The 17,384-nt window shown below is 70.0% G+C and carries 17 protein-coding genes; 7 read left to right on the top strand and 10 right to left on the bottom strand.

Annotation, left to right across the window (positions count from 1 at the left end):
- The 6 genes from RMP09_RS16685 to argS all read right to left on the bottom strand — a co-directional run.
- Positions 1–1,252: RNA polymerase factor sigma-54 (locus tag RMP09_RS16685; RefSeq protein ID WP_310567113.1), on the bottom strand; the 1,252-nt coding region annotated here is incomplete at its 3' end.
- A 94-nt stretch (positions 1,253–1,346) separates the two neighbouring features.
- Positions 1,347–2,144 carry an LPS export ABC transporter ATP-binding protein gene (gene lptB / locus RMP09_RS16680; RefSeq protein WP_310567112.1) on the bottom strand — a complete coding sequence of 266 codons (798 nt, stop codon included), beginning with the start codon at positions 2,142–2,144 and terminating at the stop codon, positions 1,347–1,349.
- Positions 2,145–2,152: 8 nt separating this feature from the next.
- Positions 2,153–2,776, bottom strand: a complete 624-nt coding sequence (gene lptA / locus RMP09_RS16675) for a lipopolysaccharide transport periplasmic protein LptA (RefSeq protein ID WP_310567111.1) — start codon at positions 2,774–2,776, stop codon at positions 2,153–2,155.
- Positions 2,777–2,904: 128 nt separating this feature from the next.
- Positions 2,905–3,558 carry a thiol:disulfide interchange protein DsbA/DsbL gene (locus RMP09_RS16670; protein ID WP_310567110.1) on the bottom strand — a complete coding sequence of 218 codons (654 nt, stop codon included), beginning with the start codon at positions 3,556–3,558 and terminating at the stop codon, positions 2,905–2,907.
- 70 nt (positions 3,559–3,628) lie between these two features.
- On the bottom strand, positions 3,629–4,360 hold the full coding sequence (locus tag RMP09_RS16665; protein ID WP_310567109.1) for an SPOR domain-containing protein: 732 nt from the start codon (positions 4,358–4,360) through the stop codon (positions 3,629–3,631).
- A 14-nt stretch (positions 4,361–4,374) separates the two neighbouring features.
- Positions 4,375–6,048: an arginine--tRNA ligase gene (gene argS, locus RMP09_RS16660; protein ID WP_310567108.1), complete on the bottom strand. Its 1,674-nt coding sequence runs from the start codon at positions 6,046–6,048 to the stop codon at positions 4,375–4,377.
- 103 nt (positions 6,049–6,151) lie between these two features.
- On the opposite strand from argS, the gene RMP09_RS16655 reads away from it, so the two are divergent.
- Together RMP09_RS16655 and RMP09_RS16650 are read left to right on the top strand one after the other, a co-directional pair.
- Positions 6,152–6,664 carry a DsrE family protein gene (locus RMP09_RS16655; RefSeq protein ID WP_310567107.1) on the top strand — a complete coding sequence of 171 codons (513 nt, stop codon included), beginning with the start codon at positions 6,152–6,154 and terminating at the stop codon, positions 6,662–6,664.
- A gap of 115 nt (positions 6,665–6,779) precedes the next feature.
- Positions 6,780–7,100, top strand: a complete 321-nt coding sequence (locus RMP09_RS16650; RefSeq protein ID WP_310567106.1) for a PsiF family protein — start codon at positions 6,780–6,782, stop codon at positions 7,098–7,100.
- Between the two features lie 248 nt (positions 7,101–7,348).
- On the opposite strand, the gene argP is transcribed toward RMP09_RS16650, so the two are convergent.
- From argP to eat, 4 genes are all read right to left on the bottom strand, one after another.
- The gene (gene argP, locus RMP09_RS16645; protein ID WP_310567104.1) at positions 7,349–8,269 is read right to left on the bottom strand and encodes an HTH-type transcriptional regulator ArgP; all 921 of its coding nucleotides are present in this window, start codon (positions 8,267–8,269) and stop codon (positions 7,349–7,351) included.
- A 43-nt stretch (positions 8,270–8,312) separates the two neighbouring features.
- Positions 8,313–9,140, bottom strand: coding sequence for an ethanolamine ammonia-lyase subunit EutC (gene eutC, locus RMP09_RS16640; protein ID WP_310567103.1), 828 nt, complete (start codon positions 9,138–9,140; stop codon positions 8,313–8,315).
- Positions 9,141–9,202: 62 nt separating this feature from the next.
- The gene (locus tag RMP09_RS16635; protein ID WP_310567102.1) at positions 9,203–10,597 is read right to left on the bottom strand and encodes an ethanolamine ammonia-lyase subunit EutB; all 1,395 of its coding nucleotides are present in this window, start codon (positions 10,595–10,597) and stop codon (positions 9,203–9,205) included.
- Positions 10,598–10,636: 39 nt separating this feature from the next.
- Positions 10,637–12,028 (bottom strand): ethanolamine permease, encoded by a 1,392-nt coding sequence (eat, locus tag RMP09_RS16630; RefSeq protein WP_310567101.1) that lies wholly within the window; start codon positions 12,026–12,028, stop codon positions 10,637–10,639.
- A gap of 240 nt (positions 12,029–12,268) precedes the next feature.
- Here eat and RMP09_RS16625 point away from each other — a divergent pair, with 240 nt between their 5' ends.
- The 5 genes from RMP09_RS16625 to RMP09_RS16605 form a co-directional block, all read left to right on the top strand.
- Positions 12,269–13,243, top strand: coding sequence for a helix-turn-helix domain-containing protein (locus tag RMP09_RS16625; RefSeq protein ID WP_310567100.1), 975 nt, complete (start codon positions 12,269–12,271; stop codon positions 13,241–13,243).
- 95 nt (positions 13,244–13,338) lie between these two features.
- Entirely contained in the window at positions 13,339–13,968 is a 630-nt protein-coding gene (locus tag RMP09_RS16620) for a LysE family transporter (protein ID WP_310567099.1), read from the top strand.
- A gap of 16 nt (positions 13,969–13,984) precedes the next feature.
- Positions 13,985–15,652, top strand: a complete 1,668-nt coding sequence (locus tag RMP09_RS16615) for an FAD-dependent oxidoreductase (protein ID WP_310567098.1) — start codon at positions 13,985–13,987, stop codon at positions 15,650–15,652.
- 62 nt (positions 15,653–15,714) lie between these two features.
- Positions 15,715–16,524, top strand: a complete 810-nt coding sequence (locus RMP09_RS16610) for a carbon-nitrogen hydrolase family protein (protein WP_310567097.1) — start codon at positions 15,715–15,717, stop codon at positions 16,522–16,524.
- Between the two features lie 249 nt (positions 16,525–16,773).
- Positions 16,774–17,384, top strand: a 611-nt coding sequence (locus tag RMP09_RS16605) for a LysR family transcriptional regulator (RefSeq protein ID WP_310567096.1), incomplete at its 3' end; no start/stop codon positions are given.

Below are 17,384 nucleotides of genomic sequence, written 5' to 3'. Positions count from 1 at the left end.
CGCGCAGGATGGTGTCGAAGCGCTGCTGGATGTTCTTGATGAACCAGCGCGCCTCTTGCAGGCGCTGCTGCATGGCGGCATGGCCGGCCTCGCCGCCGTTGTCGCGGCCGCCCCGGTTGGCGCGCATGGCGTTGGCGTAGACGTCGTGCACGCGCAGGCGCGGCATCACGTCGGGGTTGAGCGTGACCTTGAACCCACGGCCGGCGCGCACCACCAGCACGTCGGGCACCACCACGTTGCGCTCGACGTCCACGAAGCGGCGGCCTGGCTTGGGTTCCAGCCCGGCGATCAGGGCCAGCGCGGCGCGCACGGTTTCGTCGTCGGCACCGGTGAGGTTGCACAGGCGCTTGATGTCGCGTTTGGCGATCAGCTCCAGCGGCTGCTGGCAGATGGCCAGCGCGGCGCGCGCGGCGGGCGTGTTGCGCAGCTCCTCGATCTGCAGGCGCAGGCATTCGGCCAGGTCGCGCGCGCCCACACCCGCGGGCTCCATGTGCTGCAGCCAGCCCAGCGCGGTGCGCAGCTGGGCCTGGGCGTCGTCCAGCTGATCGATCTCAGGCTGCGCCTGGGCATCGGCCCCGGTGGAGAGGCGCCACCAGGCCACGGCCAGTTCTTCGAGGCTGCCGTCGAGGTAACCGTCGTCGTTGAGCGATTCGATGAGGAAGTACAGCGACGCCCGGTCTTCGTCGTTCAGGCGCAGCGTGCGCGCCTGGTCGTGCAGGTGGTCGTGCAGGCCGACGTGGCTGCGCGCCAGGTTGGCGGCACTGGCGGTTTCGTCGTCGTCCCCGCTGCTGCTGTTGTTGCGCGCCGGGGCGTCGCCGCCCCATTCGCTGTCGTCCGGCGCCATCTCGACGGTGCCGTCGCCTTCCCAGCTCTCTTCCACCGGGGTGGCGCCGTCCAGGCGGCTTTCCACGTCGTCGGTCGGCGCACCGTCGTTGTCACCGCTGCTGGACGTGCTGCTGGTGGTGGACGGCATCGGCGCGTCGAAGTCGCTGGCCGGGCCGTCGGTCGCGGCGGGCAGCGAAGCGTCGGCGATCTGCTCGCCCGCGCTGACCGGCGTGTCGGTCTGCTCCAGCCCGAAGGCCTCGCGTTCGGCGATGTCCTCGGCTTTTTCCAGAAACGGGTTCTCGTCGAGCATCTGCTCGACTTCCTGCGCCATCTCCAGCGTGGACAGCTGCAGCAGACGGATGGACTGCTGCAACTGGGGCGTGAGCGCCAGGTGCTGGGAAACGCGCAGTGACAGGCCGGGTTTCATGTTCTGGCCGCAGCGCAGGGCCGCCCCAAGCAAGGCGAGGCCCCCTCGGGGGGCAGCGACCTACACGGAGTGAGAAGCGTGGGGGTCATGACGTTCACATGCGGAAATGTTCGCCGAGGTACACGCGGCGCACGTCGGGGTTCTCGACGATCTCGGCCGGTGTGCCGCTGGCCAGCACGTGGCCGTCGCTGATGATGTAGGCGCGGTCGCAGATGCCCAGGGTCTCGCGCACGTTGTGGTCGGTGATGAGCACCCCGATGCCGCGCGCCTTGAGGAAACCGATGATGCGCTGGATCTCGATCACCGCGATCGGGTCGATACCGGCAAAGGGTTCGTCCAGCAGGATGAAGCGCGGGTTGGTGGCCAGGGCGCGTGCGATCTCGACCCGGCGGCGCTCGCCACCCGACAAGGCCGGGGCCGGCGAGTCGCGCAGGTGGTCCACGTGCAGGTCCTTGAGCAGCGCGTCCAGCCGTGCCTCGATCGCCGCGTTCTTCAGCGGCTTGCCGGCGTCATCGAGCTGCAGCTCCAGCACCGCGCGCACGTTCTCGGCCACGCTGAGCTTGCGGAAGATCGACGCCTCCTGCGGCAGGTAGCCCAGGCCCAGGCGGGCGCGGCGGTGGATGGGCAGGCCCTCGATGGCCTGGCCGTCCAGCAGGATCTGCCCGGCGTCGTTGCGCAGCAGGCCGACCAGCATGTAGAACGAGGTGGTCTTGCCGGCGCCGTTGGGACCGAGCAGGCCCACGACCTCGCCCTTGTCCACCGCCAGCGACACGTCCTTGACCACCTTGCGGCTGCCGTAGGACTTTTGCAGGCCGCGCGCTTCCAGGCGGCTGCCGGGCGCCGCCCCAGCGCTGTGGAGGCGGGCATCGGGGGTGACAGCGGTGACGGGCAACGGGCCGCTCACGGCCGGCCCTCACCCAGCTGAGCGCTGGGCTTGAGCGGCGCCGGGCTGACGGCGGGCGCCGTGGGCGCATCGGCTTTGGGCACCGGCGTGAACATGGCGCGCACCCGGCCCGAGGGGTTGGATGCGGTGCGGCTGCCCGGGCCCCCGTCCACGCTGAAGGTGTCGTTGCCGCTGTTGTAGACGATGACGCTGCCCACGGTTTCGTCGTTGAGCTGGCTGCCCTTGTAGCGGCGCAGCACCGCGGCACCGGTGAACTTCACCGTTTCGGCCTTGCTGTCGTATTCGATGCGCTCGGCCTGGCCTTCGATGTGCTCATCCACGCCGTCGCGCTTCTGGCGGAACGCCCCGGGTTTGCCGGTCACCAGACCGAACTGGTTGCCCTGGGCGTCCTGCCGCACCTCGACCTGGGCGCCCCGGATGACGATGGTGCCCTTGGTGATGACCACGTTGCCGGAGAAGACGCTGGTCTGCCGGGCATCGTCGTAACGCAGCGTGTCGGCCTCGGCGTTGAGCGGCTTGTTGCGGTCGGCCCGTTCGGCGTGGGCGCCCACGGCCAGCACCAGGCCCGCGATCAGGACCAGGCGGGGCAGAACACGGCGAAGAGGAGTGGTGGAGCGCATGAATGCAAGGGCACGAAACTTGCATTCATTGTAGCGGCGCAAGCCCCTGCGCCGGGGCCCGGTTCCGAGGGAAAACGGTGAAATTTTCGCGGACCAGCGCCCACCGGTCCGCGGGGCAAAGAACGCGCTCAGGCGCCCTTGCGCAGCTCGGCGATCAGCGCGTCGGCGACCTGCAGCGTGCGCGGGCCCTGGCCCGGCACGTAGAAACGGCCGCCCACGCCCAGCGCCGGCGTGCCCTCGACCCCGTACATATCCTGCATCTGGGCGGCCCGTTTGGCTTTGCCCACCACCGAGAACGAGTTGAACAGTTCGTTGAACTTCTTCATGTCCACGCCCTGCTTGCCCATCCAGTCGGCGATCGCGGCCGGGTCCTGCAGGCGCACCTTGTCCACATGGAAGGCACGGAACAGCTTCTCGTGCAGCTGGTCCACCAGGCCCATGGCTTCGATGGTGTAGTACAGGCGCTGCATGGGCACGAAGGCGTCGCTGAAGGCCACCGGCGTGCGGCGCACCACCACGGTGGCGGGCAGCTTCTTCATCCACGCGGCCATGACCGGCTCGAAGTTGTAGCAGTGGATGCACGAATAGGCGAAGAACTCCAGCACCTCGACCTTGCCGGCGCCGCTGTCGGTGGCCACGGGCTTGCCCAGGCGCTGGTATTCCGTTCCTTCTTTGAAACCACCCACCTGGGCCTGTGCGGCCAGGGGCACCAGGCCGGCACCCGCAGTAAAGGCGGTGGCACCGGCGGCCAGCAGGGAACGGGAAAAATCGCGACGTTGCATGAAATCAGACTCCTGAGTTGGGCCCTTTGGTGCCGGGAACGGGGCGGGAAGTTCCCGCCCCACCGCGGCATCACTTCTGGATACGCACCAGCGCGGCTTCCACGCCGTTGGTTTCGAGCTGCTCGCGCGTGGCGTCGGCCATGGCCTTGTCGTTGAACGGCCCCAGGCGCACACGGAACACGGTGCGGCCCGACTGCTCGCGCTCGCTCACATCGGCGGCCATGCCCATCATGGCCAGTTTCGCGCGCTGGGCTTCGGCGTCTTCGGGCGACTTGAAGGCGCCGGCCTGCACGAAGTAACTGAAGGGGTCGGCCCCGGCCGCGGTGGGCGAGCCCTTGGGCGTGGACGCCGTGGGTGTGCCTTTGGCGGCGGTGGTGCTGGCGGTGGCCGTGCCGCCGAGCTTGCTGGCGACCAGGTCGCCCAGCGGGTCGGCCGCGGGCTTGGTGACCGCCGCGGTGGCGGTGGCCGCGGGCTTGGTGGGCACGGGCGGCAGCGGCTGGCCGTCGGCCGGGGGCACCGAGATGGCGCCCGCCGTGGCGGTGCCTTCGGGCACGGTCGGTGCCGGCAGGGGCGCCGGCTTGCCGGCGAGCTGGGCGTTCGGGTTCCAGCCCTTGTTGCGCTCGGCTTCCTCGATGTCCTGCGCCGGCTTGCGCGAGACGCCGCGGTCCACAAACGGCACCGGCACGCGCGTGACGTAGACCGCCACCGACAAGGCGATGCCCAGGCCCACGAGCAGGCCGACGACAAAACCGACAAGGGTGCCGCCGCGCTGCGAGCGGGCCGACCAACTGGCTTGTTTCATAGGGAAAGGGGTTCTCACATCTTCTGCGGCGCGCTCACGCCGAGCACGGCCAGGCCATTGTGCAACACCTGTGCCGTGGACTTGACCAGCGCCAGGCGCGCCCGCTTGACCACTTCGTCGTCCACCAGGATGCGCTCGGCGTCGTAGTAGCTGTGGTACGCGGCGGCCAGCTCGCGCAGGTAGAAGGTCACGTCGTGCGGGGCGAAACCTTCAGCCGCCGCGGTCAGCATGGCCGGGTACTTGGCCAGCAGCAGCATCAGCGCCTGGGCCGCCGGCGTGTCCAGCGGCGACAGGTCGACGCCGGCCAGGGTCGCCACGTCGCCGCCCCAGGCCGTCAGCACCGAGCAGATGCGCGCATGCGCGTACTGCACGTAGTAGACCGGGTTGTCGTTGTTCTTCTGCACCGCCAGGTCGACATCGAAGGTGTATTCGGTGTCGGGCTTGCGCGAGAGCAGGAAGAAACGCACCGCGTCCTTGCTGGTCCATTCGATCAGGTCGCGCAGGGTCACGTAGCTGCCGGCGCGCTTGCTGATCTTGACCTCTTCGCCGTTGCGCACCACGCGCACCATGGTGTGCAGCACGTAGTCGGGGTAGCCCAGGGGAATGCCCACGTCGGCCGCCTGCAGGCCGGCGCGCACCCGCGCGATGGTGCCGTGGTGGTCGGTGCCCTGGATGTTGATGACCTTGGTGAAACCCCGTTCCCACTTGGCGATGTGGTAGGCCACGTCGGGCACAAAGTAGGTGTAGGTGCCGTCGCCCTTGCGCATGACGCGGTCCTTGTCGTCACCGTAGTCAGTGGACTTGAGCCACAGCGCGCCGTCCTGCTCGTAGGTCTTGCCGTTGGCCACCAGCCGGTTGACCGTCGTGTCCACGCGGCCACTGGTGTAGAGGCTGGATTCGAGGTAGTAGTGGTCGAACTTCACCTGGAAGGCCTGCAGGTCCAGGTCCTGCTCATGGCGCAGGTAGGCCACGGCGAACTGGCGGATGCTGTCGAGGTCGTTCGCGTCGCCGCTGGCGGTGAACTCGCGGTCGTCGGCGTGCACCGTCTTCTTGGCCAGGAAGTCGTTGGCAATGTCCTGGATGTAGTCGCCGTTGTAGGCGGCTTCGGGCCACCCGGCGTCGCCCGGTTTGAAGCCCTTGGCACGCAGCTGCGTGCTGGTGGCCAGCGTGCCGATCTGCACGCCCGCGTCGTTGTAATAGAACTCGCGGTGCACGTCCCAGCCCTGGGTGCTGTAGAGGCTGCAGATCGCGTCGCCCAGCGCGGCCTGGCGGCCGTGGCCCACGTGCAGCGGGCCGGTGGGGTTGGCGGACACGAACTCCACCATCAGGCGCTGGCCGTTGGACGGCTGCACGCCGAACGCGTCGCCGGCCTCCAGCACCTCCTGCACGATCTGCTGCTTGGCGGCGGGGGTCAGGCGGATGTTGATGAAGCCGGGGCCGGCGATGTCGATGTCGGCCACCCAGCGCTGGTACACCGGCAGGGCCAGCAGCGCGGCCTTGAGCGATTCACCCACCTGGCGGGGGTTGAGCTTGAGCGGCTTGGCCAGCTGCATGGCGGCGGTGATGGCGTAGTCGCCGTGCGCGGCCACCTTGGGCGATTCGAAGGCGGCCTTGTCGCCGGCACCGGGTGAGAGCTGGTCCAGCGCCTGGGCGAGGCCGGCCAGCAGTTCCTGTTTGATCTTGAGCATAGGGCCGAGATTTTAGGTTCCGGGACGGGCGTTCCCGCCCGACGGCCCCAGCATGGGGTCCGCCCGCATGACAAACCCGCACGGCGCATCTACCCTTGGGGGTATGAAAACCACCCTGCCCACCGACCCCCAGGCCGCCTCCCGCCGTGGCTGGCTGGGCCGCCTGCTGGCCCTGGGCGCCGCGGCCACGGCGGCCCGGACGCCTGCGCAGGCCGCCCCCGCCCCTGCCTCACCCGCCATCGGTCAGGGCGACGCGCCGCACAAGATCGTCTACCAGATCAACCAGGCCGACGAGGCCTACCAGGAAGCGATCTTCAACTCCATCAGCGCCCTGCTCAAAAAATACGTGGACGACGTGGCCATCGCCGTGGTGGTCTGGGGCCCGGGCATCCACCTGCTGGCCAAAAACCCCAAGCGCCCCGTGTCGGACCTGCACCAGCAGCGCGTGCGCAGCATGGCGCAGGCATACGGCGTGGAGTTCATCGCCTGCGGCAACACCATGCACACCGTGGGCTGGACCGAGGCCGACATGCTGCCGTTCGCCAAGGTCGAGGAAGTGGGCGCCGCTGCCGTGATGGAACTGCAGGAAAAAGGCTACAAGTACCTGGCCTGGTGAGACAGGCCGCACACCCGCGCGGTCGCGACGGGACATCTTAAGTTTCCCGGTGCTATCGTGGCGCAGCCGTGCGATGTCCCCACGGCCTGACCCCACCCAACGAGGTTGAACCACCATGAAACAACTGATTGCCCTGATCGCCCTGAGCGGCGCCGCCCTGCTGTCCTTCGCCCAGACCGCCACGCCGGCAACGCCCGCCACCCCGGCCGAAAAGGCGCCGACAGCCCAGCAGAGCAAGATGGCCACCTGCAACAAGGACGCTGGCGAGAAGAAGGGCGACGAGCGCAAGGCCTTCATGAAGGGCTGCCTGAGCGCCAAGCCCGACGGCAAGACCGCCCAGCAGAACAAGATGAAGACCTGCAACGAAGACGCCGGCAAGAAGGCGCTCAAGGGCGATGAGCGCAAGGCCTTCATGAGCACGTGTCTGAAGGGTTGAAAGGCTTAGCCCCCCTGCGCCGCTGACGCGGCTTCCCCCTGCTACGCGGGGGGACCCCACCTGCGGCCGGGCGAAGCCCGTTCCGCGGTGAGGGCTGGGAATTCCCCCCTGCGCCGCTGACGCGGCTTCCCCCCTGCTGCGCGGGGAGACCCCACCTGCGGCCTGGCAAAGCCAGTTCCGCGGTGTGCCTAGACGAGGCACTTCGCTCCCCGGGGACGTTTTGTCTGGCTTTTTCTCTACCTTCTTCTCTAGCTTGATGGCTGCGGCAGCGCCGCATGCGCCGCCGCCTTGACCGCCTGCGTCAGCCGCTGCGCCGACAGCGGTTCGCGCGCCCAGTGTTGCCAGTACAAGGTCACGTCCACCGTGGCGCCGGGCAGCACTTCCTGCAGGCCCGGCCGCCCGGGCAGGTTCTGTTCGGGCACCATGCCCCAGCCCAGCCCCAGTTCGATCGCGCGCTCAAAAGCGTCCACCGCCGGCGCGTAGTGGCGCGGGTAGTTGGGTTGTTTCAGGCCGAAGTGCTGGAGCAAAAACGCGTCCTGCAGCGCGTCCTTGCGGTTGAAGATGATGGCCGGGTGGGCCAGCAGCTGGTGGGGCGATACCGCCCCGCGCGGCGTGCGGCAGCGCTGCACCACCTCGGGCGCGGCCACACAGCGGTAGCGCATCACGCCCAGCGGCTCGGCCACGCAGCCGCGCATGGGTTCGGCCAGGGTCGTGACGCAGCCGATCACGTCGCCGCTCTTGAGTGCGTCGTGCGTGTGGTCCTGGTCGTCGATGGTGATCTCGAGCAGCAGCCGGTGGCGCTGCAGCAGCGGCGCCACGCCGGGCAGGAACCAGTTGGCCACCGAGTCGGCGTTGGTCGCCACGCTCAGGCTCTGCCAGGCCGCCCCGCCGCGCACCTCGGCGCCGCCCTGCAGGCCGGCCAGCAGGTCGGCCAGCAGGTCGGCCTCCATCATCTGCAGCTGCTTCACGTGCGCCAGCAGGGACTGGCCGGCCGCCGTGGCGCGCACCAACTTGCCGCGCACCAGCAGGCGCTGGCCCAGGTGTTCTTCCAGCGACTTGATGCGCAGCGACACCGCCGCCAGCGTGAGGTTCAACGCCTGGGCGGCGGGGCCGAAGCCGCGGTGTTCGACCACGGCGGCCAGGGCTTCGAGTTGGCGGGCGTCCAGCATGTCCGATTGAAACTTGAGTGAACCAGGATCGGTTCAGCCAAGTTTAATCAGACACCCTTTGCGCCGGCGCCGCCGACACCATGGGCAGGCCGCTGTGGTCCTTGAGGCCGACGCCGGTGACGCCCAGGCGCAGGCCTTCGTGCACCAGCCAGGCCAGGCGCCGCGCGGCGGTGGCCGGGTCCTGCCCGGCGGGGCGCACGTTGGAGATGCAGTTGCGCTCGGCGTCGTGGCGGCCGACCCGGGGCGCGTGGGTGAGATAGATGCCCACGCTGTCGGGCGAGCTCAGGCCGGGGCGCTCGCCCACGATCATGGCCACCATGCGGGCGCCCAGCAGCTCGCCCGCCTCGTCGGCCACGGCCACGCGGGCCTGGCCCACCAGCACCGGCGGGCTCTGCACGAAGGCACCGCCCAGCGCATGGCGGATGGCATTGAACAAGGGCACGGCGTGGCGCTGGATGCCCAGGGCCGACAGACCGTCGCCCACCACCAGCGCCAAGTCGGGCGCCGGGTTGTCGGCGCGCCAGGCCTGCAGCGCGGCCACGCTGGCTTCGTCCAGCCGGCGCCCCAGGTCGGGGCGCAGCAGGTACTCGTGTCGGTCGTGGGCGCGGCTGTGCAGGCGCAGCGGCGCGGGCCAGCCCTCGGCCCTCAGCTGCGCCGCCAGCGTTTCCACGTCCAGCGGCAGGTGGATGGCGTCGCGCGCCTGGGCGTGCGCCAGGCCGAAGCCCAGCACCTCGCGCGTGGGCAGGCTGGCACCGGCACGGCCGAGCGCGATGCGCGCGGGGGTGAAGCGCCGGAGGTGGGCCCAGGGGTCGGCGCCAGCGTCGATATCGGTGTGCGGTTCGCCCGGCATGCTCGGGAGGCTCTGGGTCATGGGGCTACCCTCCGCGCTGCGCACTGCGGGGCTGAGCACCTTCGGATCGGCCGTGCGGGCGCTCATGCGGGCTCCGGCAAGGTCCACAGGCGCTGCGACAGCGGCAACTGCGCGGCGGCGGGCCGCAGGCGGCCGTCGGCCCCCGTCACGCCCACACGCTGCAACCAGGCCTCGAACTCCGGTGCGCGTTTGAGCCCCAGCAGGTCGCGCAGCACCAGCGCGTCGTGGAAGGAGGTGCTCTGGTAGTTGAGCATCACGTCGTCGGCGCCGGGCACGCCGATCAGGAAGTTCAGCCCCGCGCTGGCCAGCAGCACCATGAGGTTGTCCATGTCGTCCTGGTCGGCCTCGGCGTGGTTGGTGTAGCAGATGTCGCAGCCCATGGGCAGGCCCAGCAGCTTGCCGCAGAAGTGGTCTTCGAGCCCGGCGCGGGTGATCTGTTTGCCGTCGTAGAGGTACTCGGGGCCGATGAATCCGACCACGGTGTTGACCAGCATGGGCCGGTAGCGCCGCGCCACCGCGTAGGCGCGCGCCTCGCAGGTCTGCTGGTCGACGCCGTGGTGGGCGTTGGCCGAGAGTGCGCTGCCCTGCCCGGTCTCGAAATACATCACGTTGTCGCCCACCGTGCCGCGCCGCAGGTCGAGCGCGGCGGCGTGCGCCTCGTCCAGCAGGGCCAGCGTGATGCCGAACGAGCGGTTGGCCGCCTCGGTGCCGGCGATGGACTGGAACACCAGGTCCACCGGCGCGCCGAGCTGGATCGCCTGCAGGGTGTTGGTGACGTGGGTGAGCACACAGCTCTGCGTGGGCACGGCGCCGCGTTCGATCACCTCGGCCAGCACGTGGTTCAGGCGCACCAGGTCGGGCACGCTGTCGGACACCGGGTTGACGCCGATCACCGCGTCGCCCGCGCCGTGCAGCAGGCCGTCGATCAGGCTGGCGACGATGCCGGCCGGGTCGTCGGTGGGGTGGTTGGGCTGCAGCCGCACCGAGAGGTGGCCGCGCAGGCCGACCGTGTTGCGAAAGCGCGTGACCACCTCGCACTTGCGCGCCACCAGCATCAGGTCCTGGTTGCGCATGATCTTGCTGACGGCGGCCACCATCTCGGGCGTGAGCCCGGGTGCCAGCCGCGCCAGCACCGCGGGCGTGGCCGCGTCGGAGAGCAGCCAGTCGCGGAACCCGCCGACCGTCAGGCCGCTGACCGGCGCGAAGGCCGCGCGGTCATGGCTGTCGATGATCAGGCGCGTGACCTCGTCGCTCTCGTAGGGCACCAGCGCCTCGTCGAGGAAGCGCTGCAGCGGCACGTCGGCCAGCACCCAGCGCGCGGCCACCCGCTCCTGCTCGGTGCTGGCGGCCAGCCCGGCCAGGGCGTCGCCCGAGCGCAAGGGGCTGGCCTTGGCCATCACCTCGCGCAGGCTACCGAAGCGGAAGGTCTGATGACCCAGGGTCGCACTCAGGTTCACGTCAGGGGCTCCCCGGTGCGCGCGGGCACACCGTCACGGTCATTCTGCAGCAGCCAGCATGGCGTCGTGCGGGGCCGCGTCGCGCTGCGCGGCGGTGAGGCGGAAGTAGGCGTAGCCCAGGGCCATCAGGCCCAGGAAGATGAGCGAGAGCAGCTGGTTGAAGACCACCACCGCGATCAGGCAGACCACACCGCAGACGATGGCGATGGCCGGGAACAGCGGGTACAGCGGCGCACGGAAGGGGCGGTCGAGCTTCGGCTCGCTGGCGCGCAGCTTGAACAGCGCGGCCATGGAGATGATGTACATGACCAGTGCGCCCAGCACCGCCATGGTGACGATGTTGGCCGTCAGCGGCAGGCCGCCGATGGTGACCCACTGGTCGCTGAACACGGCCGCGATGCCCACGATGCCGCCGCCGATGAGCGCGTTGACCGGGGTGCGAAAGCGCGGGTGCACCTGCGCGAACCAGGCCGGCAGGTAGCCCGCACGGGCCAGGGCGAACATCTGGCGCGAATAGCCCAGCACGATGCCGTGGAACGAAGCCACCAGACCGAACAGGCCGATCCACACCAGCATGTGCAGCCAGCCGCTGGACTCGCCCACCACCATCTTCATGGCCTGGGGCAGCGGGTCGTTGATGTTGGACAGCTTGGACCAGTCGCCCACGCCGCCGGCCATGACCATGACCAGGAAGGCCAGCGCCACCAGCGTCAGGATGCCGGTGATGTAGGCGATGGGGATGGTGCGACGGGGTTCCTTGGCTTCCTCGGCGGCCATGGCCGCGCCTTCGATGGCCAGGAAGAACCAGATGGCGAACGGGATGGAGGCGAAGATGCCGGCCCAGGTGCCCATGCTGAACTCGGGCGAACCGGCCCAGCCGTTGGCGGTGAAGTTGGCCAGCGACCAGCCCGGCGCGACCACGCCCGCGAACACCAGCAGCTCGATCACCGCGAGGATGGTGACGAACAGCTCGAACGCCGCCGCAATGCCCACGCCCACGGCGTTGAGCGCGATGAAGATCCCATAGGCGCCGACCGCGGCCCACTTCGGGTCCAGCGACGGGTACTGCACGTTCAGGTAGGCGCCGATGGCCAGCGAGATCGCCGGCGGCGCGAACACGAATTCCACCAGCGTGGCGAAGCCGGCGATGAAGCCGCCGGTGGGCCCGAAGGCGCGGCGCGCGTAGGCGAACGGGCCGCCGGCGTGCGGGATGGAGGTGGACAGCTCGGTGAAGCTGAAGATGAAGGTGGTGTACATCAGCGCCACGAACAGCGTGGCGAGCAGGAAGCCCAGCGTGCCGGCGCTGGCCCAGCCGTAGCTCCAGCCGAAATACTCGCCGGAGATGACCAGACCGACGGCGATGCCCCAGAGGGAGAAGGTGCCCAGCACGGGCTTGAGCTCCCGGGCGACCTGTTTGGATGCGGTGGACATGGGATGTTCTCGTGTGGTGTGGAAAAAAGCCCGAACGGCTCGGGCGGCCTGGGGCGCATCTTGGTTCGCCGGCCCCGTTCGCCCTATCCCGGATCGGAAACACGCCCCGCGTTGGCGCACTTTTTCCGAAACGGGATAGCCCCGAGGGCTTCACCCGCGGGTTTTCCAGCAGGCCGGGCGTGGCACGGAACTTGATACTCCCGCAGCACCGCGGCGACTTGCGCGCCGAAGGAGTCCGCCATGCCCGTCGCCAGCCCCACCCCGCCCACCGCCTTCCGCGTCAAACGCACCCGCGAGGTGGACGTGCACGCCCGCAACCTCGACGCCTGGGACCAGGACTACGTGCAGACCTCGCCCGGCGTGTTCCAGGGCCAGGTGCGCGAGCTGTTCGACGGGCCGCTGCAGGCCTTTGAAGAGGTGGCCAACTGCGCCACCAGCCAGCACTGCCGGCCCTGGCAGGGCGGCGTGTGGCTGGGCCTGTCGGTGCCCGAACAGCCCGAGGGCCTGCGCTTCATGGGCCGCCCGGTGGGCGGGCACGAACTCATGATTTCGGACGGTAGCGAGGCCTTCGACCTGCAGGTGCCGGCCGGCCACGGCCTCTACGGCCTGGTGTTCAACCCGGCCGAACTGCTGGATCACGTGCGCGCCCGCGACCAGGCCGACGCCGCGCCACCCCACCGCCCGGGCGTGCGCCTGCAGCCGCTCACCCCGCTGCAGCGCATGCGCCTGGTGGGCCTGCTGCGCGAGGTGCTGCGCGGCCTGGAGGCCGACCCGGGCGCCCTGATGTTCGAGGCCAGCCGGCGCAGCCTGCGCGACGCGCTGCTCACCGTGCTGGGCGACACGCTGATGCCGGCCGGCCAGGCCGACGCCGTCACGCCGCGCCAGCAGCGCCGGCAGGACGTGGTGCGCCGCGTGCGCGAGCTGGTGACCGAACAGCCGCAGACCTACCAGGGCGTGGAAAGCCTGTGCGGGGCGCTGCACATCACCCGCCGCACGCTGCAGAACTGCTTCCAGGACAGCCTGGGTATCAGCCCGGCCAGCTACCTGCGCCTGGTGCGGCTGAACGCGGTGCGGCGCGAGCTGCGCGACGGCACCACCGGCCAGACCATCGGCGACGTGGCCGCGCGCTGGGGTTTCTGGCACATGGGCCATTTCAGTCAGGACTACAAGGCGCTGTTCGGCGAAACCCCCTCCACGACCAAACGGGTGCCGTGAAGCGCAACCCCGCCAAATTCAAGTATTTTTTAACCAACTCGATTTCGAGTTGAAATGGTTTAACAAACCATCGTGGGGCGGCAGACTCCTGCCCCATGACCCTCGCTTTTCCCACCTTCACCGCCGGCATGGCGCTCAGCCTGTCGCTCATCATGGCCATCGGCCCGCAGAACGCCCACGTGCTGCGCATGGGTCTGCAGCGCCAGCACCTCTGGCTCACCGTCGCCGTCTGCGCGCTGGCCGACATCGTGCTGATCTCGCTGGGCGTGCTGGGCCTGGCCCAGCTCGGCGGCCTGTCCGACAAGCTGCTGGGCGCCCTGATCGGCGCCGGCGTGCTGTTTCTGGGCGTGTACGGCTGGCAGGCGTTCCAGCGCTTCCTCCATCCGCGCCAGCCCGCCGATGCCGCCCCGGGCCATCCGGCCCCCGCCCCGGTGACGCGGCGCCAGGCCATCCTGTCGACCCTCGCCTTTTCCTGGCTCAACCCGCACGCCTGGCTGGACACCGCCGTCTTGATCGGTACCGCCTCGCTGGCCTACGGCCCGGGCAGCAAGGCCTTCGGTCTGGGCGCCGCCACCGGCTCGGTGGTGTGGTTCCTGCTGCTGGGCGCCGCGGCCTTCTGGCTCGGCCGTCGGCTGAACTCGCTGCACATCTGGCGCGTGCTGGACGGCGCGGTCGCTTTGATGATGTGGGGCACGGCCGCCTGGCTGCTGGCCGGATTGTTCTGAAGCCCAAGGAGTCTCCATGACCACCACCCGCCCAGCCACCGCACCGATCACCATCTTCGGCCCGGACTTCCCCTTCGCCTACGACGACTGGCTCGCGCACCCGCAGGGCCTGGCGTCACTGCCGGCCAGCGCGCACGGCACCGAGGTCGCCATCGTCGGCGCCGGCATGGCCGGCATGACGGCGGCCTACGAGCTGATGAAGCTGGGCCTCAAACCGGTCATCTACGAAGCCTCGCGCATGGGCGGGCGGCTGCGCTCGCAGCCCTTCGAAGGCGGTCAGGGCGTGATCGCCGAACTCGGCGGCATGCGCTTCCCGGCCTCGTCCACCGCCTTCTTCCATTACGTGAAGCTGCTGGGCCTGGAGTCCAAGCCCTTTCCCAACCCGCTCACGCCCGCCGCAGGCAGCACGGTGGTCGACCTGGAAGGCCAGACCCACTACGCCCGCACCCTGGCCGAGCTGCCGCCGCTGTTCTCCGAGGTGGCCGAGGCCTGGGCCGGCGCGCTGGACGAGCTGGGCTTTGGCGACCTGCAGCAGGCGCTGCGCGAGCGCGACGTGCCGCGCCTCAAGGCCCTGTGGGACCGCCTGGTGCCGCTGTGGGACGACCGCACCTTCTACGACTTCGTGGCGCAGTCCAAGGCCTTCTCCAAGCTCTCGTTCCGCCACCGCGAGGTGTTCGGCCAGGTGGGCTTCGGCACCGGCGGCTGGGACTCCGACTTCCCCAACACCATGCTGGAGATCCTGCGCGTGGTGCTGACCGGCTGCGACGAGGACCAGCACCTGATCGTGGGCGGCGTGCAGCAGGTGCCGCTGGGCCTGTGGGCACACGCGCCCGGGCAGATCACCCACTGGCCGGCCGGCACCTCGCTCGCCAGCCTGCACGGCGGCGCCACGCGGCCGGGCGTCACCGCCATCCGGCGAGCCGCGTCGGGCCAGCTCGCCATCACCGACGCCTGGGGCACGGTGCGCGAAGTCCCCGCCGTGCTGGTGACCTGCCAGAGCTGGCTGCTGACCACGCAGATCGCGGTCGAAGAATCGCTGTTCTCGCAGAAGCTGTGGATGGCGCTGGACCGCACGCGCTACATGCAGTCGAGCAAGACCTTCGTGATGGTCGACCGGCCGTTCTGGAAGGACCTGGACCCCGCCACCGGCCGCGACACGATGAGCATGACGCTGACCGACCGGCTCACGCGCGGCACCTACCTGTTCGACAACGGACCGGACAAGCCCGCAGTGATGTGCCTGAGTTACGCGTGGATGAGCGACGCGCTCAAGATGCTGCCGCACCCGCCCGCCAAACGGGTGCAGCTGGCACTGGACGCGCTGCGCAAGATCTACCCCACGGTGGACATCGCCGGCCACATCGTCGGCGACCCGATCACGATCTCGTGGGAGGCCGACCCCTACTTCCTCGGCGCCTTCAAGGGCGCCCTGCCCGGCCACTACCGCTACAACCAGCGCATGTACGGCCACTTCATGCAAGACGGTCTGCCCGCCGCCGAGCGCGGCATCTTCCTCGCAGGCGACGACGTCTCGTTCACGCCGGCTTGGGTGGAAGGCGCGGTGCAGACCTCGCTGAACGCGGTCTGGGGCATCGTCCATCAGCTCGGCGGCCAGTGCGCGGACAACAACCCCGGGCCGGGCGAGCTGTACCCATCCCTCGGACCGGTGGCGCTGCCCGACTGAAGCGGGTACCGTCATCCCATCTCCACCCTTCGGGCTGAGCCTGTCAAAGCCCTGTGACCACCATGCCCGCCGCCGACCTGACCCTGGCCCTCTGGCAGACCCCGTACGCGGCGACCACCGCCGAGGCCCTGCAACGGCTGGACGCGGCCGCGGCACAGGCCCGAACACAGGGTGCTGATCTGCTGATCACCCCCGAGATGGCCCTCACCGGCTACGCCATCGGCGCCGATCGTGTGGCGGCGCTGGCCGAACCGGCCGACGGCCCGCTGGCGCGGGCGGTGGCGGCCATCGCCCAGCGCCACGGCATCGCCATCGTCTACGGCTACCCGGAGCAGAACCCACAGGGCAAACCCTTCAACGCCGCCCAGACCATCGGCCCCGACGGCACGCGCACCGCCCACTACCGCAAGACCCATTTGTTCGGCGACCTGGACCGCGCGCAGTTCAGCGCGGGCGAGGCCGCGTCACAGGTCTTCGAGTGGAACGGCTGGCGCCTGGGCCTGCTGATCTGCTACGACGTGGAGTTCCCGGAAACCGTGCGCCTGCTGGCGCTGCAGGGCGCCGACGCGGTGCTGGTGCCGACCGCCAACATGGTGCCGTTCGACGAGGTGCAGCGCTTGCTGCTGCCGGCGCGGGCGCTGGAGAACCGCCTGTACCTGGCCTATGCCAACGCCTGCGGCCAGGAGGGCGGGCTGCACTACAACGGCCTGAGCTGTGCCATCGGGCCGGATGGCGGCGCGCAGGAGGGTGCAGACGGGGAGCCGCGCCTGTTGCTCGCCCGGCTGGACACGGCGGCGCTGCAGCGCCACCGGCTCCATGCACAACTGACGGGCCGACGCGCCGACCTCTACCGCCCGCTCGCGCAGGACTGAGGGCCCGGCTGGCCCACCACACGGCCACCGTTGCGGCCGTTCCCACATCGGGCACATCCGGTCAGACGTGCGCCTGTGGCTGCCGTTCGCCGGGTGGGCGGGGCTGGCGGGCGGGTGGCCTGCCAGGGCGGGCAACAGGGTGGGTGGATGTATTGAAGCGCCCGCCCAGCTTTCTGTCCAATACATAATTGCCGACCTTCCATCTGATATCCAGATGGCTGGCAACCTCCGGTGCAAGGATATTCCCCGATGGAACTGCGGCAACTCAAGTACTTCCTGGCGATCGCCGACAGCGGCAGCTTCTCGGCCGCGGCGGAACGCGTCTTCGTGGCGCAGTCCGCGCTGAGCCACCAGATGGCGCAGCTGGAGGGCGAGCTCGGGGTGGCGCTGTTCCTGCGCACCCGCCGCGGCGTGGCGCTGACCGAGGCCGGCCAGCGCTTCTACCCGCACGCGGTGTCCATCCTGCGGCAGACCGACGAGGCCGCGCAGGCCGCCCGCAGCGGCGGTGGCACCCCCAGCGGCAAGGTGGTGTTCGGCCTGCCGCACAGCGTCTCCAGCGCGCTGGCCCTGCCGCTGCTGCGCGCGGTGCGCCAGGCCCTGCCCCAGGTGCAGCTGGAGCTGACCGAGGAACTCACCGGCAACCTCACGCCGCAGTTGCGGGCCGGCCAGATCCAGCTGGCCGTGCTGTTCGACGACGGCACGCTGTCCGAATTCAGCTGGACGCCGATGCTGCGCGAGCGCCTGTGCCTGATCGGGCCGCCACAGGGCACCGCGCGCCGCGCCGCCAGCGTCACGCTGCGGCGGGCACTGGCGCAGCCGCTGATCCTGCCGGCGCAGCCCCACGGCGTGGGGGGGGGGGG

Origin of the sequence: Hydrogenophaga sp. (assembly GCF_031426985.1) — a bacterium.
Taxonomy (GTDB): domain Bacteria; phylum Pseudomonadota; class Gammaproteobacteria; order Burkholderiales; family Burkholderiaceae_C; genus Hydrogenophaga.
This window is presented reverse-complemented; position numbering and strand designations above follow the sequence as displayed.